20 protein-coding genes and 1 pseudogene are annotated in these 20,652 nt (G+C 28.2%); 10 read left to right on the top strand and 11 right to left on the bottom strand.

The features are described 5' to 3' along the window. From ABY298_RS07840 to ABY298_RS07830, 3 genes and pseudogenes are all read left to right on the top strand, one after another. A pseudogene (locus tag ABY298_RS07840) lies at positions 1-238 on the top strand (N-acetylmuramic acid 6-phosphate etherase); the annotation flags it as partial. Continuing rightward, the gene (locus tag ABY298_RS07835; RefSeq protein WP_372745467.1) at positions 225-452 is read left to right on the top strand and encodes a DUF6095 family protein; all 228 of its coding nucleotides are present in this window, start codon (positions 225-227) and stop codon (positions 450-452) included. The pseudogene ABY298_RS07840 and the gene ABY298_RS07835, both read left to right, overlap by 14 nt. After that, entirely contained in the window at positions 449-1,498 is a 1,050-nt protein-coding gene (locus ABY298_RS07830; RefSeq protein WP_372745466.1) for a D-alanine--D-alanine ligase, read from the top strand. The genes ABY298_RS07835 and ABY298_RS07830 overlap by 4 nt, the downstream gene beginning before the upstream one ends. Here ABY298_RS07830 and ABY298_RS07825 read toward each other — a convergent pair. Both ABY298_RS07825 and ABY298_RS07820 read right to left on the bottom strand, forming a co-directional pair. Next, positions 1,488-1,982 carry a DinB family protein gene (locus ABY298_RS07825; RefSeq protein ID WP_372745465.1) on the bottom strand — a complete coding sequence of 165 codons (495 nt, stop codon included), beginning with the start codon at positions 1,980-1,982 and terminating at the stop codon, positions 1,488-1,490. The two genes, ABY298_RS07830 and ABY298_RS07825, sit on opposite strands and share 11 nt — an antisense overlap. A gap of 41 nt (positions 1,983-2,023) precedes the next feature. Beyond that, positions 2,024-2,638, bottom strand: coding sequence for a hypothetical protein (locus ABY298_RS07820; RefSeq protein ID WP_372745464.1), 615 nt, complete (start codon positions 2,636-2,638; stop codon positions 2,024-2,026). A 297-nt stretch (positions 2,639-2,935) separates the two neighbouring features. On the opposite strand from ABY298_RS07820, the gene ABY298_RS07815 reads away from it, so the two are divergent. Further along, the gene (locus tag ABY298_RS07815) at positions 2,936-3,403 is read left to right on the top strand and encodes a hypothetical protein (protein ID WP_372745463.1); all 468 of its coding nucleotides are present in this window, start codon (positions 2,936-2,938) and stop codon (positions 3,401-3,403) included. Positions 3,404-3,414: 11 nt separating this feature from the next. Here ABY298_RS07815 and ABY298_RS07810 read toward each other — a convergent pair whose 3' ends face one another. Genes ABY298_RS07810 through ABY298_RS07780 form a run of 7 tightly spaced genes read right to left on the bottom strand, consistent with a single transcriptional unit; the run spans position 3,415 to position 11,610 of the window. Further along, entirely contained in the window at positions 3,415-4,878 is a 1,464-nt protein-coding gene (locus tag ABY298_RS07810; RefSeq protein ID WP_372745462.1) for a lipopolysaccharide biosynthesis protein, read from the bottom strand. Next, positions 4,878-5,957 carry a non-hydrolyzing UDP-N-acetylglucosamine 2-epimerase gene (gene wecB / locus ABY298_RS07805; protein ID WP_372745461.1) on the bottom strand — a complete coding sequence of 360 codons (1,080 nt, stop codon included), beginning with the start codon at positions 5,955-5,957 and terminating at the stop codon, positions 4,878-4,880. The genes ABY298_RS07810 and wecB overlap by 1 nt, the downstream gene beginning before the upstream one ends. Next, positions 5,954-7,228: a glycosyltransferase gene (locus ABY298_RS07800; RefSeq protein WP_372745460.1), complete on the bottom strand. Its 1,275-nt coding sequence runs from the start codon at positions 7,226-7,228 to the stop codon at positions 5,954-5,956. The genes wecB and ABY298_RS07800 overlap by 4 nt, the downstream gene beginning before the upstream one ends. Further along, positions 7,228-8,415 (bottom strand): glycosyltransferase, encoded by a 1,188-nt coding sequence (locus tag ABY298_RS07795; RefSeq protein ID WP_372745459.1) that lies wholly within the window; start codon positions 8,413-8,415, stop codon positions 7,228-7,230. Before ABY298_RS07795 ends, ABY298_RS07800 begins: the two co-directional genes overlap by 1 nt. 5 nt (positions 8,416-8,420) lie before the next feature. Then, positions 8,421-8,936 (bottom strand): methyltransferase, encoded by a 516-nt coding sequence (locus ABY298_RS07790; protein ID WP_372745458.1) that lies wholly within the window; start codon positions 8,934-8,936, stop codon positions 8,421-8,423. After that, on the bottom strand, positions 8,926-11,352 hold the full coding sequence (locus tag ABY298_RS07785; RefSeq protein WP_372745457.1) for a YfhO family protein: 2,427 nt from the start codon (positions 11,350-11,352) through the stop codon (positions 8,926-8,928). Before ABY298_RS07785 ends, ABY298_RS07790 begins: the two co-directional genes overlap by 11 nt. Positions 11,353-11,355: 3 nt before the next feature. Beyond that, positions 11,356-11,610 carry a DUF4834 family protein gene (locus ABY298_RS07780; protein WP_372745456.1) on the bottom strand — a complete coding sequence of 85 codons (255 nt, stop codon included), beginning with the start codon at positions 11,608-11,610 and terminating at the stop codon, positions 11,356-11,358. 98 nt (positions 11,611-11,708) lie between these two features. On the opposite strand from ABY298_RS07780, the gene ABY298_RS07775 reads away from it, so the two are divergent. The 6 genes from ABY298_RS07775 (at position 11,709) to ABY298_RS07750 (ending at position 17,157) form a co-directional block, all read left to right on the top strand. Further along, complete coding sequence (locus ABY298_RS07775; protein WP_372745455.1) at positions 11,709-12,641, top strand: transporter; 933 nt, start codon at positions 11,709-11,711, stop codon at positions 12,639-12,641. A 5-nt stretch (positions 12,642-12,646) separates the two neighbouring features. Then, positions 12,647-13,765 (top strand): GTP cyclohydrolase, encoded by a 1,119-nt coding sequence (locus tag ABY298_RS07770; RefSeq protein WP_372745454.1) that lies wholly within the window; start codon positions 12,647-12,649, stop codon positions 13,763-13,765. Further along, positions 13,765-14,472 (top strand): 16S rRNA (uracil(1498)-N(3))-methyltransferase, encoded by a 708-nt coding sequence (locus tag ABY298_RS07765; RefSeq protein WP_372745453.1) that lies wholly within the window; start codon positions 13,765-13,767, stop codon positions 14,470-14,472. The genes ABY298_RS07770 and ABY298_RS07765 overlap by 1 nt, the downstream gene beginning before the upstream one ends. Before the next feature lie 76 nt (positions 14,473-14,548). Next, complete coding sequence (locus ABY298_RS07760) at positions 14,549-15,202, top strand: DUF4159 domain-containing protein (protein WP_372745468.1); 654 nt, start codon at positions 14,549-14,551, stop codon at positions 15,200-15,202. After that, positions 15,186-16,109, top strand: coding sequence for a bile acid:sodium symporter family protein (locus ABY298_RS07755; RefSeq protein ID WP_372745452.1), 924 nt, complete (start codon positions 15,186-15,188; stop codon positions 16,107-16,109). Before ABY298_RS07760 ends, ABY298_RS07755 begins: the two co-directional genes overlap by 17 nt. Before the next feature lie 4 nt (positions 16,110-16,113). Continuing rightward, positions 16,114-17,157 (top strand): lysophospholipid acyltransferase family protein, encoded by a 1,044-nt coding sequence (locus ABY298_RS07750; RefSeq protein ID WP_372745451.1) that lies wholly within the window; start codon positions 16,114-16,116, stop codon positions 17,155-17,157. Here ABY298_RS07750 and ABY298_RS07745 read toward each other — a convergent pair. Together ABY298_RS07745 and ABY298_RS07740 are read right to left on the bottom strand one after the other, a co-directional pair. Beyond that, positions 17,150-20,065: a glycoside hydrolase family 3 N-terminal domain-containing protein gene (locus ABY298_RS07745; protein WP_372745450.1), complete on the bottom strand. Its 2,916-nt coding sequence runs from the start codon at positions 20,063-20,065 to the stop codon at positions 17,150-17,152. The two genes, ABY298_RS07750 and ABY298_RS07745, sit on opposite strands and share 8 nt — an antisense overlap. Before the next feature lie 70 nt (positions 20,066-20,135). Beyond that, the coding region (locus ABY298_RS07740) for a hypothetical protein (RefSeq protein ID WP_372745449.1) at positions 20,136-20,652 on the bottom strand (517 nt) is incomplete at its 5' end.

Raw genomic sequence — 20,652 nt, 5'->3', positions numbered from 1 at the left:
TGGAACTGCTCAAAAATTAGTTCTGAATATGATTTCTACTTGTGTAATGATTCAATTAGGAAAAGTGAAAGGAAATAAAATGGTTGAAATGCAACTATCTAACAATAAACTAGTTGACAGAGGTACTAAAATGCTAATGGAGGAATTAAATATTTCTGAGGAAGTAGCTAATAAACTATTATTAGAACATAAAAATGTACGTTTAGCTATTCAGAAATATACCAATGGGCACAAATAAAAAGAAATTGGCACGTGGAATAAAATATGAAGTTGCTGCTTTACCTTTATTGCTTTTTGCCCCTATATTAATTACAATTGGCTATAAAGCAATTAAACTAAACAACAATTATTTATGGTTAATTGCTGGAATTTTAATGGCAATTGCCGCCATAGTTTTAGGTTATTTAGGGATTAAAATAATTTTAGATGCTTTATTTGATAAAAAAGAATGAGTGTATTTAACATCAAAAATTGGGAATATTGGTCTTCTTCTATGTTTTACATTCCACTACTACCCTACGCCTTTTATTTGGCAATTAAAGCAAGAAGTTTTGGCTTTTTTTCGGCAGTAAATCCAGGAATTGAAGGATCTGGAAATGGTTTAGAATCTAAATTTAAAACAATTGAATTATTACCAGACTATTGTAAACCTGCAACAGTATACGTTGCTAAAAATGAAAAAATTGCAACTGTTATTAATAACATCTCCAACGCTAAAATAAATTTTCCTTTAATTATTAAACCAGATATAGGCTTTAGAGGCTTGTTAGTAAAAAAAATTGGGAGTATTGAAGATCTTTCTTCATATTTAAATAAATACAATTCAATAAATTTAATTATTCAGGAATATATTGAGTTTGAAAATGAATGTGGTATTTTTTATCATCGTTTACCTTCAGAAAAAAGTGGAACAATTACTTCTTTAACTTTAAAAAAATATTTAACTGTTTATGGTAATGGAAAATCTACATTGTTAGAATTAATACATCAAGATAAAAGAGCTCAAAACTATTTAGCTAGCATTTTAGAAATTAACCAACCTAAACTAACTACTATTTATAAAAAAGGTGAAAAAATAATTTTAAACGTTATTGGAAACCATTCTAAAGGCACACAATTTATTAACGGTAATCACTTAATTAACAATGATTTGGTGAATTTTTTAAATTCATTAAACACACAAATTGATGGCTGGTTTTACGGCAGAATTGATGTAAAATATCATTCTTTTGATGAACTTTTAAAAGGCGAAAATTTTAAAATTTTAGAAATAAATGGAATTATTTCTGAACCAACACATATATACGATGCTACTACTGGTTCTTATTTTAAAGCATTAAAAAGCATAAAAAAACATTGGAAACTTATTTATACCATAGGAACAACAAATAATAAATTGGGCATAGCAAAATACACAAATCTTAAAGATTTTATAAGCACCTATTTTAAGTATAAAAGATATTTAAAAGAAATAGCTAAATTAAATGCTATTCAGTAATTTTTTGTTTTGGTGTTGTTGGATTAAAACCAAAATCTTTATCGGGTAATTGAATACCTAACTGATTAATAACATAACCAACACTTGCAAAATGATGAATTGCGTGGCTATGTGCCTGAATTAAAATTCCAACTACCGTGTACTTTGCCGAAATTGGTCCCAAACCTAAATCGTCTGTTACTGTTACAATTTTATTAAAATCATCCGGATTTAATTCTCTTAGTTTTACTATGGTTGAAGTAATATAATTAATTCCGTGGGCTGTAAAGTTTTCGGCTAAATCATTCCGTTTTCTTTTAATTAAATTGATCTCATTAGAAGGTAAACCTTCAAAAACACAATCAAAAACATCTAAAATATGACGAATATGACCTCCTATACTAGAATAATATGGAGCTATTGTTGTATTGCTATATTCTTCATCTGAAATACATTGTAGAAGCTTTACTCCTCTTAACAAATTTTTTTCAATAGCTTCAATCATAATTCTAATTCAAAATTTAAGATTTGTAAATATAAAATAAATTAATGTACTATTTTAATTAAGGTAAAAACCCCTAATGCTAAAAACAGTAAACTTAAAATTACATTAATATTTTTAGCTATAAACGATACTTTTTTAATAATAATATTAGCAAAAACAATATAGGTACTAAACAATAAAAACGAACCAATAGAAGCTCCAATAACAAATAAAAGTATAAAAGGTTGCTCTATTAAAATTTTATTTTCGGCAGCCAAAAAAATACTTATTCCTAAATAAAAAGGTATTCCCAACATATTTATTAATGACATTCCAATTCCCTTTAAAAAATAATTCCCTTTTGTGTTGCTTATTTTCGGATTTAATTCCTTTCGAGATAAATAATAGAAAAAAATTGATAATATAAAAAACACTACCACACCTGCAATTTTTAAACGTTCTATTACTTCTGGATTTTTAATAAAATAATCAGCAAAATATAATGCAATTCCTGCTTGTACAAAAACTATTAAAGCGGCTCCAAATGCAAATTTTAAACTATTGGAAGTTCCATTTTCTATTCTAATTTTTAACGCAGTCATATTTAACATTCCAGGAGAAATTAATCCAAAATAAGCCATTAAAACTCCATAAAATATATGTACTATATAATCCATTTTTGCTGTGAAAATTTAAAAAATTAAATATATTAATAAATTAGATGTGTACAGTAACATTAATTACAATCTATTCCTATTTTAATATGTAATTTTGATTAGAAGTTAAAAATTAAAAGCACTGCTGAAAGTTAAGAGTAATCTTGATTTTTTATAAATGAACCACTAAATTTTTTAGTGGTTTTTTTTTTACAAATCTGTTTTAAATATCAATATTTTGGCATACCTTTTGGATACTAAATATCAAGTGGAAGTCGAAAAACTAAAAGAGTAGACATTATTCTAAATATTGATATAATGAAAAAAACACTTTTATATAGTATCCTATTTATTTTTGCATTTAGTAGTTTATATGCTAATAGCTATAATTCCTTTTATCATAAATCTTTTTTCCAAGAAATTAAAAGTAACCAACCTATAGTTTTTTATGAAAACGGGATTCAATTTTCTATTCAATTAAATGGCACTTTTACTTTTGCAGCTGTAAACACAATGAAAAATGACGAAAAATACAAGAACGTATTAGTAAAACGAAATTCAAAAGGACAGATAACTGGAATTAATACTGTGAAAATTTCTTATAAAAGCAATGGAAAAATTAATAAAATAGGCACTGTAGATTTTCAATATAGTAAACGAAAATTAGTTAAAGTTGGAAAATTACTTGTAATATACAAAAGCAATGGCGAAGTAATTTACTCAGGTAATGTTAAAGATGTTAAAAAGACATATTTTAAAAAGAAACCAAACGTAAGAATGTCATAAAAAGTTATAAGCTATTTACCCTTTTTAAACATTAAAGCTGCCATTGCGTTTAACTCTTCAGAAATTTTAAATCTTTTTATTAATATTAAATAAATTATTGAAATTAATACACCTTTTAAAATGATATTTACAAAAGGGTTGAAACTAAAATTCCAGAAATAAAAAAGTGCAAAAACAACACTAATAATTATAGCCACTTTAATTGTATTTATTCCAAAAGGTTGAATTTTAAATTTAGATTGTATATACCCAATTTTAATGGCGCTATATAATATCATAACTATTAACGTTGCTAATGCTGCGCCATCAATACCAATCATTGCAATTAACCATTTATTTAAAAATATAACTGTAACCGCCATTGCAATAGATAAGTAAAAAAATATTTTATAATAAATAGAATTTACTAAAATGGCATTTCCGGTTCCTAAAGCCAATTCAACCAATTTTGATAATGATATAATTAAAACTACCCAAACTCCTTTGGTATATTGCGGTTTGTTAATTAACAAATACATATCGTTTATATTTAAATTAATTAACAAGAAAAATAAACCTCCAACAACTAATAAATTTATAGAAGTTTGCTGATACATTTTCTCAACGGCAACATAATTATCATCGTTCATATCTTTTGCCGTAATAGGACTTGTAATTTGCTGCATTGCTCTTGTTGGAATTGCAATTACACTTGCAATATAAATTCCCACAGAATAATAGGCAACTTGCGCAATCTTTTCCATTTGAGGAATCATAAATTTATCAATCTCCAATAAAATTCCAGCAGCTGAACCAGCTACAATTATATAAAATGAAAATGATAATAACTCCTTAAAATTTTCTGGCAACACAAATTTAAAGGTTGGTTTATACACATAAAAGGCATATAACATCATAATAAGTGTACTTAACCCATACACAATTACAACGCTATAAATAAACTGCTCATCGGTTAACAACTTTAAATACACGGCTAGCAATAAAAACGATGTACAAATACGTGGGAATAATTCTTTTATAAAATTTCCAAAAACCGATTTTAAATGCACTTTTGTCCACGCATAAAAAACTTCAAAATAGCCCATAAAAATGGCAGTAATAAAAATTAAATACGTATACTTTTTTATAATTGGATTTTCCTCAGAAATCCAGTTAGCAATATTTTCATATACTAAAGTACCTATTAACGCTAAAGGAATAATTATAAACAACGGAATAACCAACGTTGTTGCTAAAAAATTATCGCGCTCTAATTTTGTTTTGTACGATGAATAAAACTTTATAATGGTATTTTGCATACCAAATACCAATAAAGGCAATAAAATATTTGCTGCAGAAAGTAAAAAAGTAATTAACCCAAAATAATCTTCATGTAAAAAATGCGTGTATAAAAACAATACATTAATACCACCAACTCCAAATCCTAAAAAAAGGATGATTGTATTTATAAATGATTGCTTTAATACAATTCCCATTACACAATTTTTAGTATTTCTTTATACATATTTTCTCCAATGTTATTTCCATATAAATCAACCTCAAAATTAATAGTTGAATTTTGAAAATTAGTAAAAGCTTCAATCATTTTAACCGTATTTGTTCCAACAATTTTAGCAAAACCATTGGTTACCAATTCAATCCATTCGGTTTCTTCTCTGGCAATTATACAGTGTTTCTTATTAAAAAAAGCCTCCTTTTGAAGTCCTCCACTATCTGTTACTACCAAATTACAATTTTTCAATAATTCTAACATATCAAAATAACCAACCGGATCAATTATTTTTATGTTAAAGTTTAAATTATTGGCTTTTAAAATACCTTCTGTTCTGGGATGTAATGGTAAAACCACTGTTTTTTCTTTGCCAATAGTTTCTAATCCCGCAAAAATTGAGTTTAAATTCGATAAATCATCCGTATTTTCTTGACGATGAATAGTTGCTAACACAAATTCATTTTTTTCTAACTTCAAATCGGAAATAATTGTCGATTTCTGCTGCGAAAATTGACTATAATATTCCACAGCATCTTTCATAATATCACCACTTTTCACAATTTTAATAGGCATATTTTCAAAACCTTCATTTACCAAATTATCAATTGCACTATCTGTTGGGCATAACAATAAATCGGAAATTCTATCGGTTAAAATTCTATTAATTTCTTCTGGCATTTTCATGTTAAAAGAGCGTAAACCCGCTTCAATATGCACAACTTTTATATGCAACTTTTTTGCCGCAAGTGCACCAGCAAGTGTAGAATTTGTATCGCCAAAAACTACAACTCCATCAGGTTTTTCAATTACTAAAACTTCTTCTATTTTTTGCAACATTTGCCCAGTCATAGCACCGTGATTTAATCCGTTTATTGCCAAATTATATTTTGGCTTAGGAATTTCCATTTCGCTAAAAAAAATATCGCTCATATTGGCATCATAATGTTGCCCAGTATGCACAATAATTTCCTCAATTTCTTGATGTTTTAATATTTCTCTGCTTAAAACTGCTGCTTTTACAAATTGTGGACGAGCGCCCAAAATGGTTACAATTTTTTTCATGCGGTTATTTCATAAATTATTTCCGAAACTTTTTTAGTCAATTCTCTTCTATGAAATTGAGCAACATTGTTAGAATTTATGCTTAAAGTTCCATTTTTAAATTGTTGGTACAACTCTAAAATATGAGTTTCCAAACTAAATTTATCTTCAAAATCTACCACCTTTCCGGCGTTTGCATTATTAATAATTTCTGCTAAATCTCCATTGGTTGGTGCAATTGCTAAAATTGGACGTTTTGCCATTAAATACTCAAAAATTTTACCGGTAAGAATACCTTTTGCACTTGGTACATTGTTTACAATTAATAATAGTACCTGCGATTTTTTCTGAAATTCAATTACCTCTTTATGAGCAACATAATCTACAATCTCAACATTTTTAGAAAGCCCAAAATTTGAAATATCATTTTTTACAGAAACATCAATTTTACCAATTAATTTTAATTGAAAATCTAGAGCAAAATTATTGTTTTTCAACACAATTTTAGACAATACTTCCCAAAGAATTTTAGGATTTCTATCCGCATTCATTAAACCAATATGTGTTAAAGTAAACTTTTTATCCAACATATTATTTTCTTGAACCTCGCCATCAAAACCATTGGTTACAACCTTAATATTTTTATTAAAAGCTTGATAATTTTGTTTCATTGTTTGCCCAACAACCAACACAGCATCAGACAATTGCAATACCTTTTGCTCTAATTGATGATGTTTTTTAATAGCTTTTGGAGATAATGGTAACTGATGAAAATAATCAATTTCTGTCCAAGGATCTCTAAAATCTGAAATCCATTTTATACCTAATTCTTGTTTTAATTGCACCCCAATTAAATGTAAACTATGTGGCGGACCAGTAGTTATAACTACATCAATATTATTTTTTGAAATATATTCTTTTAAAAATTTTACTGAAGGTTTCACCCAAAATTTTCGAGCATCAGGAATAAAATAATTTGCCCTAATATATTGCAGTACTTTTCCAAAAAAAGTAGGATTTGGGTTTAAAAATCCAGCACTTTCTGTTTTCTTTTTTCCAAACAATGAAAGTACATTATTTGGTTCCCAAATTGGCTGTTTTAGAATTTCAATACCAGAAGGAATATCTTTTTCTAATGAATTATCGGTAATAGGATAATTTGCATTTTCAACAGTATAAACTATGGGTTCAACACCAAAATCCCTAAAATATTTTACAAATTTTAACCAACGCTGCACTCCAGATCCACCAGCAGGCGGCCAATAATATGTTATAATAAGTGCCTTTTTCATTAATTAAAATTTTGATATAACGCTATCAATTTCTCAGATGTTTTTTCCCAATAAAATTCATTTTCAATAAAAGCTTTTCCACTTTCACCAAATTTAGTTTGTAATATTGATACGTTGTAAAGTTCTAATACTTTTTCGGTAAAATCTAACACATCCTCAGCCTTATGAACCAAACCTGCATTGGCTTTTTCAACAATATTTTTTTGAGATAAAGCATCGCTCACCAAAAGCGGTTTTCCGAAACTCATGTATTGAAATATTTTATTGGCATAGGTTGTATCATGATGCAAATTTCTGTGCAAAGGTGAAATACAAATAGTGCTTGCCATAATATATGACGGAAACAATTTTTCATTTTGCCAACCTTCAAAGTCTACATATTTTTCAATAGCTAAATCCTGAACCAATTGTTTTAAAAAAATATCTGAAGTATTGCTACCAACAATTACCAACTTTATATTGGTTATTTTATCTTTTAATGTTGCTATACTTTGAATTGCAGTACTTAAACCTCTTCTTAAACCAGTATCTCCAACATACAATAACACAAAATTATTTTTATACTTTTCAATAATCTCGTTTTTAACTTCTGCTTTATTGTAGTACGATTTATGAACTGTATTTGGCACTACAACAATTGTTTCTGGTAACTTGCCTACTCTAGTAACTATTTCGTTTTTAGACTCTTCAGTTACAACTACAACCGCAGTTGATTTTTTTATAAATTCTTCCTCTTTTACTTTCCATTTTACAGATGAAATTAAATATTTACCCGGAAATTTTTGTAAATGTGGATAAAACTTCATTATTTCTGGTCTGTTTTCGTGTAAATCTAACACTGTTTTTAACTGCAATTTTTCAGTTGCTTTAAATGCAGCTTCTGCAATTTGAATATCATGAATATGTACAATTTCAATAACATTTTTTACTAAAAAATGGTGAATTTTTTTGACTAATAGTTTAGAATAAATAGGAATTGTATAAACTAATGCCGAAGATTTGTATGTAAATTTATTAGATTTATAGCGCTTAACTTGAATACCGTTTATAATTTCACTTTTTGGCTCGTTGCCATATTTTAAACAAAACAAGAAAACCTCATGACCATTTTCAATTAATGAAATAGCCTCATTTGCCACTCTAGGATCAGGTGGAAATGTTTTGTCTAAAATCATTCCTATGCGCATTGTATTTATTTTTCAGCGTAAATTGCGTAGTATCGTGGTGTAAATTTTCTTAATAATGGTCTAATTCCAATTTTATGAATAGGGCTTGTCCACTTTTGAGTTTTTTTAATAGTCCACCCTGTTTTTTCAATTAGCCAATTAAACTGCCAATCTTCAAACTCATGGTAATGTCTGTCTCGCATATCAGTTTTACTTCTGTATGCTTTAGCAAACCATAAATTTAATGGTATAGTAGCTATTATTTTTTTTGCTTCAATGGCTTTTAACACTTCATAAGGCGATAGTAAATGTTCGAAAATTTCAAAAGCAGTAACTGCATCAACCTTATGTTGTTTTACAATTTCTGGCAATTCATCTAAATCTTCACCCAATGTATTAATTACTGTATAACCATTTTGTTCCATAATTTCAGAAAATGGATTTCGCACACCCAAATCTAAAATGGTTGCTGGTGCTGGTAATGCGGCTTGTAAAAATTTCAACGTATGTTTATAACGTCGAGAAGGTATTTTAGCGTACATTTTTTTTCTTTTTATCAATATAAAACCATCCAATAGGAATTAACAACAAAAATGCATACGAAACTAATGCTATAGTATTTCCTTTTTTAATTACTGTTGGTTCAAATTTAAATTCAATGGTATGTTTTCCGGCAGGTATTTCCATTCCGCGTAACACATAATTCACTCTATAATAAGGTTTTAAAACACCATCAACATAAGCATTCCAACCATTTTTATAATACATTTCAGAAAACACTGCAAATTGGTTTGTTGAAGTAGTTGAGTTGTATGTTAAATGGTTATCCTTGTAATTTATTAAGGCTATAGTTGCTGTTGAATCTTTTGGAAATTCAGTTTTAAATTTATCATTTGTAAATCTAACATCAATAATAGCTTCAGTTTTTGTTTTTAAACTATCTAAACCTAAAATTTCCGCATCAGCATTTTTTACAATTTTAATAGTATTAACAAACCATGCATTGCCATTTACATCGGGGTTTTGTTGTGCTGTTAAACGCTGATTACTATCTTCAAACATAAAATACTTAGTATTTAACATGTTTAACACTTCAATATTATTTTTTGCTATTTGAAAATCAAACAACTCTTGATATCTTCCTAATTTTGCAGCGTGGTAACCACCAATAGAATTATGAAAATAAGAAGTACTTCCATCATTCATTGGATCAACCGCAAAATTTGCAACCCTATAATATGTTGTATCTTTTAATATTTCTTTATCTATTGCTGAAGCTACAAAAGGTTTGTCAATTTCACGCGCACTCATAAAATCTTCGTTATTTACATAACGTCTGTCTACAGCTACCAAATCAAATAAAATTAAAGCACCTAAAGCAATAATAGCCGCATTCATTTTTAATTTTTCTTTTAAAAACAACCATAAAACACTAGCAGACAATAGTACTAATATTAAGGTTCTTAAACTATCTGCAAAGAATACTGCTTTTCTATCAGCAATAATAGCATCTAATAAACCAGGTAATAATTTATCATAACTTTCATCTCGTAAACCTTCAAAAGCAAATAAGCTTGATCCAAATAGTGTAAATATCAGTGCCAATCCTCCAACAATATACAATGCTTTTTTTAAGACATTTAATTTTACCTCCGATGAATTTTTATCAGAAAACCATTCTTTTAATCCTAAAATTGCCAATAGAGGAATTGCCATTTCAGCTAACACCTGAATGGATGAAACCGCTCTAAACTTGTTATACATTGGCACAAAATCAATAAATAAATTGGTTAAAGCATTAAAGTTTTTACCCCAACTTAATAAAATTGAAAATATGACTACGCCCACTAACCAATTTTTTAATTTTCCTTTTGCTAAAAATAGCGCCAAAACAAATAAAAATAATAGAATAGCACCAATATATGCTGGAGCTTCTACAATAGGTTGGTTTCCCCAATATAAAGGAGCATATTGTGCAAATTCTTTTGCCTGGCGTGGATCTGTTTTATCTTTTAAAAACTGATAAATATTTGAGTCTAAACCTACATCTTCATAATTTCCTCCACCTGTAAAACGTGGAATAAATAAATTAAAAGTTTCAGTAATTCCGTAACTATATTCAGTAATATAATCTTTAGAAAGACCTTTTACTTTTTCCTTTTCACTACCATCTGGATTTATTGTTAACTCACTTTTTCCACGTGTGCTAAAATTTACATATTCACTAGTTGCCAATAAACTTGGTGCATTTACGCCAATTGCCAATACAACTGCAACTACTAAAACTGCAATACTTTTAAAAAACGCTGGTAATTCCTTTTCTTTAAAAGCATCAATTATATAAACAATTCCTAAAATTAGCACTACAAATAACAAGTAATATGTCATTTGTGGATGTCCGGCACTAACTTCTAAAGCCATAGCAATAGCAGTAAGTACAAATCCCCATAAATAATTTTTGTTTAGCGTGAGTAAAATCCCTGCTAAAACCATTGGCATATAAGCAATTGCGTGTGCTTTTGCATTATGACCAACACCTAATATAATTATGTAATATGTAGAAAAACCAAAGGCTAAGGCTCCTAAAATGGCTAACTTCCACTCTACTTTTAAAACTGATAATAAAATAAAGAAACTTAATAGATATAGAAATAAATAATCTGCCGGTCTTGGTAAAAATCGTAATACATCATCTAATGCTTTTACAAAATTATTTGGGTATAATGTACTTAAATTGTATGTTGGCATACCACTAAACGCAGCATTTGTCCAATATGGTTCTTCACCATTTTCAGCTCTAAAGTCGTTTACCTCTTTAGCCATTCCAATAAAATGCTTTATATCATTTTGGAATATTTTTTTACCTTCCAATACTGGTGAAAAATAAGTTACAGAAATTAAAATAAAGGCAATTATTGCAATAAAATAAGGTGTAAGCTTTTTAAAATTTTCTTTCATAAATTAATCTTTAACTTCTTCGTAATCAACATAATCACCTATATCTTTATTACTTTTTGGCTCATTTGGTTTTTTAGCAATTACCGTTTCTCCAACTTTTCCACTAGTATCATTGTACTGGTTTTGCTGTTGTTCATTGTACTTTTTTTGAACATTTTCAACCATTTTTTTCACAAATAATGGCAAAATAAATTTGCTAATAAATTTTAATACATAGTACACAATTAATATAATTGCTAGTGTTTTTAACAATCCCATTTCATATAATATTAATAATTTTCAAAAATAACAATTTGATAGTTACCAAAACGTTTAATTAGATAAAATCTTATATTTACAACCTAATCTAAAACTTCATGAAAAGATTTATTTTATTGGTAACAGCAATAATTACCTTTCAAATTGTGAATGCTCAATATACTGAAATCATTAATTCTAAACGACCAGGATTTTCAGAAAGCCCGTATAGTATTGGTACAGACGTATTTCAATTTGAAACTGGGATGTTTTACAAAACCAATAATGATGAAAATTTATTAGCTATTCCAAAAACGTATGGAGGCGAATTGTTTTTTAGATATGGTAAATTTTTAGAAAAATTGGAGTTTGATGCTAAAATTACCTATCAAAATGATGAAATTAAAAATCCATTTGGAAATAATTACAATGAGTTTGGCGTAAGTGAACTGGCAATTGGTGCAAAATATTTAATTTATCAAAAAGAATATGTAGATAAATCTAAAGAAGTTAGAAGTTGGAAACGCAGAAATGCATTTGACAAAAGCAGATTTATTCCTTCGGTTGGTGTTTATGCAGGTGTGCATACCAATTTTTTAAGTGAATATTATAAAGATGATGCTGTTAGTTTTAAAGGTGCTATTTTGTTACAAAACGATTTTTCTGATAGATTGGTATTACTTACAAATTTAATTGCAGACAAAATTACTTCTGATGATAACAATTACTCTTACATTGTAACTATGACCTATGCTTTAAGTGAAAGATGGTCTTATTTTATTGAAAATCAAGGAATATTTAAAGAAAATGATAATGAGTTTCACTTTGGAACAGGAGCCGCGTATTTATTTTCAGATAATTTACAAATTGATGCTTCTGTAAGAACTAATTTTTTTGAAGATTATTCATTTGTATATTCATCAATTGGTGTAGCTTGGCGATTAGATAAGCATTCTGATGAAATTATAAACAAAAGCTCACCTCTAAATCAATTAACAAAAAAACGCAAAAAAAGAGGTAACTTTTTTTCTCGACTATTTAAAAAGAACTAATTTTTATGATTACCATACAAGAAATGATTTCAAAAAAGGAACTAAAACAATTTGTTAAATTTCCTTTTGAATTATATAAAAACAATGCGTATTGGGTTCCGCCAATTATTAATGATGAATTGGAATCTTTTAACAAAGATATAAATCCTGTATTTAACCATGCTGAAGCACGTTTTTTTGTGGCTTTAAAAAATAATAAAATTGTTGGACGTGTTGCAGCAATTATAAACTTTACAGAAATAAAAGATCAAAACCTTAAAAAAATGCGCTTTGGTTGGTTCGATTTTATTGATGATATTGAAGTTTCTAAAGCACTTTTAACAAAGGTTGAAGAAATTGGAAAACAACACAAATTAGAATTTATGGAAGGTCCTGTTGGCTTTTCCAATTTAGACAAAGTAGGTGTTTTAACCGAAGGATTTGATCATATTGGTACTATGGTAACTTGGTACAATTACCCATATTATCAAGAACATTTTAAACAACTAGGTTTTGCAGTTGAAAAGGAATATTTAGAAAATAAATTCCCTTTTAAAAATGTAATAAAAGAACCTATTGAAAGAGTTGTAACTATTATACAAAAGCGATATGAATTGACTACTCTAAATTTTACAAAAACAAAAAACATTATGCCGTATGTAGATAAAATGTTTGATTTGTTTAATAAAAGTTATGCATCTTTACCTTCGTTTGTGCCAATTTCAGATCTTGAAATAGCTTATTTTAAGAAAAAATATTTATCATTTATCAATCCTGAATATATAAAATTTGTAGTTGATAAAAATGATAACATGATTGGATTTGCCATTACAATGCCCTCATTTTCAACAGCTTTACAAAAAGCAAAAGGAAAACTATTTCCTTTTGGAATATTCCATTTATTAAAAGCTAGAAAAGAAAGTAAAGATGCCATTTTTTATTTAATTGGAATCCATCCAGATTATCAGAATAAAGGAATTCACGCTTTAATATTTTTAGAATATCAAAAAACATTTGAAAAATTAGGCATAGTAAACTGTATAAGAACACCAGAATTAGCGAGTAACAAAGCTATAGCAGCGGTTTGGAAAAACTTCTCGCCTGTAACCTATAAAAAACGTTGTACATTTAGAAAAGATATTTAATGCAATTATTTTACAATCCTGAAATAACAATAGAAACTAAACAATTTACTTTTGATAAAACCGAAAGTAGACACATTGTAAAGGTTCTTCGAAAAAACGAAGGCGATACAATATTTATTACCAATGGTTTTGGTGATTTATTTACGTCGAAAATTATTGCTGCAAACGATAAAAAATGCTTGGTTGAAATTACCGCTATTGAAACTAAACAAAAACCGTGGAATTATTATTTACACATTGCCATTGCACCCACAAAACTAAATGATAGATTTGAATGGTTTTTAGAAAAAGCTACTGAAATTGGAATAGATGAAATTACACCTATTATTTGTGATCATTCTGAGCGTAAAGTACTAAAAACAGACAGAATGGAAAAAATAATTCAATCTGCAGCAAAGCAATCGCTTAAATTTCATTATCCAAAATTAAACGAACCTATTACTTTTAATGATTTTATAAAATTAAACTTTGAAGGACAATTGTTTATAGCACATTGTGAAGAAACAGAGAAAAAATTGTTAAAAACCGAATTAAAACCTCAACTACCAACTACAATTTTAATAGGTCCGGAAGGCGATTTTTCGCCTAAAGAAATTAAGCAAAGTTTGGGGCGTTCGTTTATTCCTGTATCTTTGGGAGAAAGCAGGTTACGTACCGAAACAGCAGGAATTGTTGCAGTGCATAGTGTTGCGTTTATAAATGAGTAAAAGCAGTGGGCAGTAAATAATAAATATACCAAATACCTAAAAAAATTATAATTTGAAACCAATTAATAGATACTTTATGCCTTATATAAAATACCTGATAGTTTTTATCTTTTGGGTATTTACAATTAGCATTGTATCTGCCCAACAAATTGCAGTTTTAAAATATAATGGCGGTGGAGATTGGTATGCAAATCCAACTGCTTTACCAAACCTAATTAAGTTTTGTAATACTCAAATAAAAACATCAATTAAAGAAACTCCTGAAACCGTAAGCGTAAATAGTTCTGATTTATTTAATTATCCTATAGTTTTTATGACAGGACATGGGAATGTTTTTTTTAATGATGATGATGCTGAAAACTTAAGGAACTATTTAATTTCAGGTGGATTTTTGCATATTTCTGATAACTACGGATTTGATAAATTTATTAGACGAGAGATTAAAAAAATATTTCCAAATTTAGATTTTCAAGAAATCCCTTACAATCACCCAATATTTCATCAAACTTTTAATTTTGACAAAGGTATTCCAAAAATACACGAACACAATAACAAAGCGCCACAAGGTTTTGGTTTATTTTATGATGGAAGATTGGTTTGTTTTTATGATTATGAAGCCGATTTAAGCGATGGTTGGGAAGATGAAGAAATTCATAACGACCCATATGAAATAAGACTTAAAGCATTAAAAATGGGTGCCAATATTATTGAGTATGCTTTTAAAAACTAATATGGTTGAAAATTTAGATTCTCTTAAAATTAATTTTGATACTGAAGGCCTTTGGGTTTTAAATATTACGCTAGCCATTATTATGTTTGGTGTTGCTTTGGGAATTACTGTTGATGATTTTAAACGACTTATTAAAAACCCCAAAATTTTACTTACAGGAATAATCTCTCAATTTATATTGCTTCCGTTTGCAACTTTCATTTTTATTAAGTTAGTAAACCCAATGCCAAGTATTGCGCTTGGAATGATGATGGTTGCGGCTTGTCCCGGTGGAAATATTTCAAATTTTATGACACAAATGGCTAAGGGAAACACTGCTCTTTCAATTAGTTTAACAGCTTTTGCAACATTGTTATCACTTGTTATGACACCATTTAATTTAAGCTTTTGGGGAAATAATTATGCTCCAACTGCCGAAATTCTTCAAAATATTGAATTAGACCCTTTAGAATTGGTAAAATTAGTGACGCTTATTTTAGGAATTCCATTAATAATAGGTATGCTTATAAGAAAATATAAACAAGAACTTTCAAAAAAATTACAAAAAATATTAAAACCCATAAGCCTAATTATTTTTATAATTTTTATAATTATTGCATTTTATGATAACCTATCAATTTTCATGAATTATGCACATTATGTACTAATTTTAGTTATAGCTCACAATTTAATAGCATATTTGGTCGGTTTTTACTTTGCCAAAGCAATGCAACTTTCCTATAAAGATCAAAAAACATTATCTATTGAAACAGGAATACAAAATTCTGGATTAGGACTTTTATTAATATTTAGCTTTTTTCAAGGCTTAGGCGGAATGGCTTTATTGGTTGCATTTTGGGCAATTTGGGACATAATTTCTGGTTTGGCTTTAGCAACGTATTGGGCAAAACAAAAAACTAACAATTGATATTTTGAAACATCTTTGGTATAATATTATTAAGGTTTATGTAAAAATTGGACTCTTTTTTACATTAAAAAAAATAAGTGTTTATGGTAGCGAAAATATTCCTAAAAAAGGACCAATATTATTTGTGGCAAATCATCAAAATGCATTGTTAGATGCTATTTTAATACCAACAACAAACAGCAGAAATATTCATTTTTTAACAAGAGCTAGTGCTTTTAAAAATAAATTAGCAGATAAAATTCTACGCACTTTAAATTTAATACCGGTTTATAGATTACGCGATGGCAAAAATAGTATCGAAAAAAATATTGCAATTTTTGAGCAATGCTTCGATCTTTTAAAAGATGAAAAAGCTATACAAATTTTTGTTGAAGGTGAACATCATCAATTAAGAAGAGTAATCCATTTAAAAAAAGGTTTTGCACGTATTATTTTAGGAACACTTCAAAAATACCCAAACTTAAATATACAAATTGTACCTGTGGGCATTAATTATGATAAGCATTTAGAGTTTCCTTGTAGCAGTTCTATTTATTATGGAAAACCAATACAAGCCAATCAATTTTTTGATTTACAAAATCCAGATTATAAATTTAAAGCTATTATAAATGAAGTTAGAAATGCTTTAAAAAAGTTAACACTTCATATTGAAGATGTTAAAAATCACGATGAAATTTTATTAAAATTAAAGGCTGCAAACGTAGATTTTTTAAATCCTTTAAAAGCCAATAAATCACTTGAAAATATTGATGCACTACCCAAAATAAAAGTAAAAAAAACCATTAATTGGTTAGCTCCTATTTATTTTATGGCAAAATTAAACAGCTTTTTTCCATTATTAATTTGGAAATATTTAAAGCCTAAAATAAATGATATTATTTTTACAAATACCTACAGATTTGCTTTAATTACAACCGTATTTCCGTTGTTTTATATACTACAAGCAAGCGTTATTTATACTTTTTTAAATATAAAATATGCACTTTTATATTTACTAATAAGTATATTACTAGGTATAATTACAACTAAAACAATGAAAGTTATTTAATAATAGCGTCTTGAATATATTGCTGAATTTTAGTTCTGGCATTACTTGTAACCAAACCTCTGTTACCCATAGTTGGAAAAACTCTGTTTGATAAAAAAACATAAACAATTTCTGTTTCCGGATCTGCCCAAGTAAATGTTCCTGTAAAACCACTATGTCCAAAACTTTTATTGGAAACACAACCACAAGTAGCACTTTCCGACTCCTCAAGTTGTGGCTTATCAAATCCAACACCTTTTCTTACTTTCTGGTCTTCAAAATATCTATGATTAAAAGTATCTAAAGTTTCAGGTTTAAAATACCTCTTTCCGCCATAATAACCTTTTTGCAAATACATTTGCATTATTTTAGCTACATCATTTGCGTTTGAAAATAGTCCTGCGTGACCACCAATACCTCCTTGCATTGCTGCTCCCATATCGTGCACATAGCCGTGTACTAAAGAATATCGGTAATAATCATCTTTTTCTGTTGGAACAATTTCTTTTAAACTGTATTTCTCTAATGGTACATACGAAGTTCTATTTGCACCCAAAGTTTTGTAAAAATGCTCCTGAGTCAATTCATTTAAATCTTCACGATAGTATTTTTCCAAATAATCCTTAAATAAAAAGTACGATAAATCGCTGTATTTATATTGTGGCTTATCTAACAAATCAGTCTTTGCAATAATATCAAAAATAGAATCTTTATAATCGGTTCTTAAATATAAATTATTAGCAACTTTAATATTGTATTTTTTAGATGACACGGTTCTATAATATTCTTCTGATGGTTGTTTGGTACTATCCAATGTTTTTAAATAAAAAGGAATCCAAGCCTGCAATCTACCGTAATGCGATAAAACCTCTTTAACGGTTAATTTACTTTTATTGGTTTTTTTTAATTTAGGTAATAAAGTCCCTAAAGTGCTCTCTAAAGAAAGTACTTCTTTTTCTTCAAGTTCCATAATTAAAGGTAATGTTGCTAAAATTTTTGTCATAGAAGCCACATCATACAAATGATTATTTTCTACCTTCACAGTATCTACATCTGTTTGGTAACCAAAACTTTTATTATAAATTACTTTTCCCTTTCTAGCAACTAAAATTTGCATTCCTGGCGCCATTTTTTCTTTTATTATAGTGGCTGCCATAGAATCTATTTTTTTTAACTTCTCCGAACTCATACCTACTTCTTCAGGAATAGTATAAGCTAATCTTTTTAATGAGGTAGACATTAATCCGTGGCCTTCAGAAAAAACATTTTTTATTGAAACTGGTAATTTCCCTTTTATTTCCAATGCTCCAAAAATCATTTGAGCTGAAATTTCTTGAGATAAAACACTGTTTTGATATGAAACCATTAAGCCTTCAAAATTCTCAAATGTTTTTACATCTAACAAACTATAAGGACTCGCAAAAACATCAACAATTACTTTTTTTAATCGTGCAATTTCCTGAATCCAAACCAAATCTTTATCTAAAAACTTATAATCTTTCCAAGGATTTGCATTTGATTTATGATACCCAATAATCACCAAATTATAGGGTTCTAGTTGGGTTATTAAATCATCTAAATTTTGACTTGAAACTACATCTACATCTGCATAATTTTTAAGCATATTTACAAAAGCGCTACCATCATCATCTCCAAATTTTACATAGGCAATTTTCTTTTTATCTAAACTCTGAATTGGAAAAATAACTCCATCATTTTTTAATAACGAAATTGAATTCTCTACTAATTTTCTATGTAAAAGATCATCATTTATAGAATTTAAATCATTTTGTAAATTCTTTAAATTAACAAATTTATTTTTGTTTAAACCTGCCCAATATTTCGCTTTTAATATTTTTTCAACCGAATAATTAATACGAGCTTCAGTAATTATTTTATTTTCAATAGCATTTTTAATTTTTACAACTGCTGCAGGTACATTTGCCGGAATTAATAAAATATCGTTACCTGCCAACAGCGCTGCCAAATCTATATCTCCTGGTTCTGCATAATCAGCAGCACCTTTCATATTAAGCGCATCGGTTAAAATTAAACCGTTAAATTTTAAATCTTTTTTTAATAAATTGGTTATTACGTTATAAGATAATGATGTTGGTAACTGACTATTTGGCTCTAATGCTGCAACGCTTAAATGCGCCACCATTACACTTGTTAAGTTGTTATTAATTAAAGTTTTATACGGATACAACTCTATAGAATCTAGCCTTGAAATATCAAAATCTAATACCGGTAAAGTTTTATGAGAGTCTGTTGAAGTATCTCCGTGACCTGGAAAATGTTTAGCGCTGGACAATACATTTTCACTTTGCATTCCTTTAATAAATGCTACAGATTTTTCAGTAACATTTTCTCTACTTTCACCAAAAGATCTATTTCCAATAATTGGATTTTCTGGATTTGTATTTACATCTACAACAGGAGCAAAATTAATATGGATTCCCAATCTTTTGCAATGTTTACCTAATTGAACTCCAAATTCTTCTATTAATTTATTATCTCTAATAGCACCCAAAGTCATATTCCACGGAAAACGATAGGTGTTTTTTAAACGCATATCTAATCCCCATTCGCCATCAAAACCAATTAATAAAGGTGTTTTAGCTTTTTGTTGATAACGGTTTGTTAATTCGGCTTGCTTTTCTGGTGTTCCTTGCATAAAAATTAAACCACCAACATGGTATTTTTCTACCAAACTGTCAATACCTTCGCTATGCTTTTCATCGGAATTAGAATAGGCTTGCACCATAAATAATTGTCCAATTTTTTCATCAATAGACATTTTACTTAATACTGAATCAACCCATTTTTTTTGAGCCAACTCATTTTTATCCTTTAGCGGATCATTAGTTTGAGCATTAAACAGCCAAACGTTCAACAGTAAAAAAAGGAATACGAATATCTTTTTCATTCAGAAAAATATGAATAATTTTAAAATTTATGTTACGTGAAATTTATTAAAAAAAAAACCAAATATATGGTTAAATATTTGTGAAAAATCTATTGTGCCAACTATTTTTAGCAGCTACTTCCCAGTTTGTTTCAAAATCTGCTTTGGTGGCTACCAAATTATTAAAAACAATAGTTTCTGCAGTGATTTTTCCTTCTTTAGCAAATTTTTGAAAATCTGCTAAACTAACAACATTTATATTGCTTGCATCTCTAAAAGAAATATTTAGTTTATTAGTTAAATCTAACTGAAATTTAGATTCAAATATTTTCATTAAATTAACTGAAGCATCAATAGAACAGCCAGAAATACCATTGTAATTTTCATCAACGGATAGTACTATAAACTGATTGTATTTTATAATATATGAAGCCTTTAAATCTTCACCGTGACGTCTCCATTCTGCAATAAACTCTTCAACTTTTGCTGTAATAATTTCCGTTTCATTCGCTAAAAATTCTCTGTTTGCCTGAAAAATCCAAACTCTGGATGAATTATCTAAACTTTCAAAATTCACTAACATATTATAATTTTTGATTGAATTTATT

Origin of the sequence: Lutibacter sp., assembly GCF_041596795.1 — a bacterium.
Classification (GTDB): Bacteria; Bacteroidota; Bacteroidia; order Flavobacteriales; family Flavobacteriaceae; genus Lutibacter.
This window is presented reverse-complemented; position numbering and strand designations above follow the sequence as displayed.

What these genes read in the sequence shown, in the direction of transcription:
- ABY298_RS07820 (WP_372745464.1), bottom strand. Translation starts at nt 2,638, where the DNA reads ATGGATTATATAGTACATATATTTTATGGAGTTTTAATGGCTTATTTT.
- ABY298_RS07835 (WP_372745467.1), top strand. Translation starts at nt 225, where the DNA reads ATGGGCACAAATAAAAAGAAATTGGCACGTGGAATAAAATATGAAGTT.
- ABY298_RS07765 (WP_372745453.1), top strand. Translation starts at nt 13,765, where the DNA reads ATGCAATTATTTTACAATCCTGAAATAACAATAGAAACTAAACAATTT.
- ABY298_RS07800 (WP_372745460.1), bottom strand. Translation starts at nt 7,228, where the DNA reads ATGAAAAAGGCACTTATTATAACATATTATTGGCCGCCTGCTGGTGGA.
- ABY298_RS07780 (WP_372745456.1), bottom strand. Translation starts at nt 11,610, where the DNA reads ATGGGATTGTTAAAAACACTAGCAATTATATTAATTGTGTACTATGTA.
- ABY298_RS07790 (WP_372745458.1), bottom strand. Translation starts at nt 8,936, where the DNA reads ATGTACGCTAAAATACCTTCTCGACGTTATAAACATACGTTGAAATTT.
- ABY298_RS07815 (WP_372745463.1), top strand. Translation starts at nt 2,936, where the DNA reads ATGAAAAAAACACTTTTATATAGTATCCTATTTATTTTTGCATTTAGT.
- ABY298_RS07825 (WP_372745465.1), bottom strand. Translation starts at nt 1,982, where the DNA reads ATGATTGAAGCTATTGAAAAAAATTTGTTAAGAGGAGTAAAGCTTCTA.
- ABY298_RS07810 (WP_372745462.1), bottom strand. Translation starts at nt 4,878, where the DNA reads ATGGGAATTGTATTAAAGCAATCATTTATAAATACAATCATCCTTTTT.
- ABY298_RS07755 (WP_372745452.1), top strand. Translation starts at nt 15,186, where the DNA reads ATGCTTTTAAAAACTAATATGGTTGAAAATTTAGATTCTCTTAAAATT.
- wecB (WP_372745461.1), bottom strand. Translation starts at nt 5,957, where the DNA reads ATGAAAAAAATTGTAACCATTTTGGGCGCTCGTCCACAATTTGTAAAA.
- ABY298_RS07785 (WP_372745457.1), bottom strand. Translation starts at nt 11,352, where the DNA reads ATGAAAGAAAATTTTAAAAAGCTTACACCTTATTTTATTGCAATAATT.
- ABY298_RS07830 (WP_372745466.1), top strand. Translation starts at nt 449, where the DNA reads ATGAGTGTATTTAACATCAAAAATTGGGAATATTGGTCTTCTTCTATG.
- ABY298_RS07770 (WP_372745454.1), top strand. Translation starts at nt 12,647, where the DNA reads ATGATTACCATACAAGAAATGATTTCAAAAAAGGAACTAAAACAATTT.
- ABY298_RS07795 (WP_372745459.1), bottom strand. Translation starts at nt 8,415, where the DNA reads ATGCGCATAGGAATGATTTTAGACAAAACATTTCCACCTGATCCTAGA.
- ABY298_RS07745 (WP_372745450.1), bottom strand. Translation starts at nt 20,065, where the DNA reads ATGAAAAAGATATTCGTATTCCTTTTTTTACTGTTGAACGTTTGGCTG.
- ABY298_RS07775 (WP_372745455.1), top strand. Translation starts at nt 11,709, where the DNA reads ATGAAAAGATTTATTTTATTGGTAACAGCAATAATTACCTTTCAAATT.
- ABY298_RS07760 (WP_372745468.1), top strand. Translation starts at nt 14,549, where the DNA reads ATGCCTTATATAAAATACCTGATAGTTTTTATCTTTTGGGTATTTACA.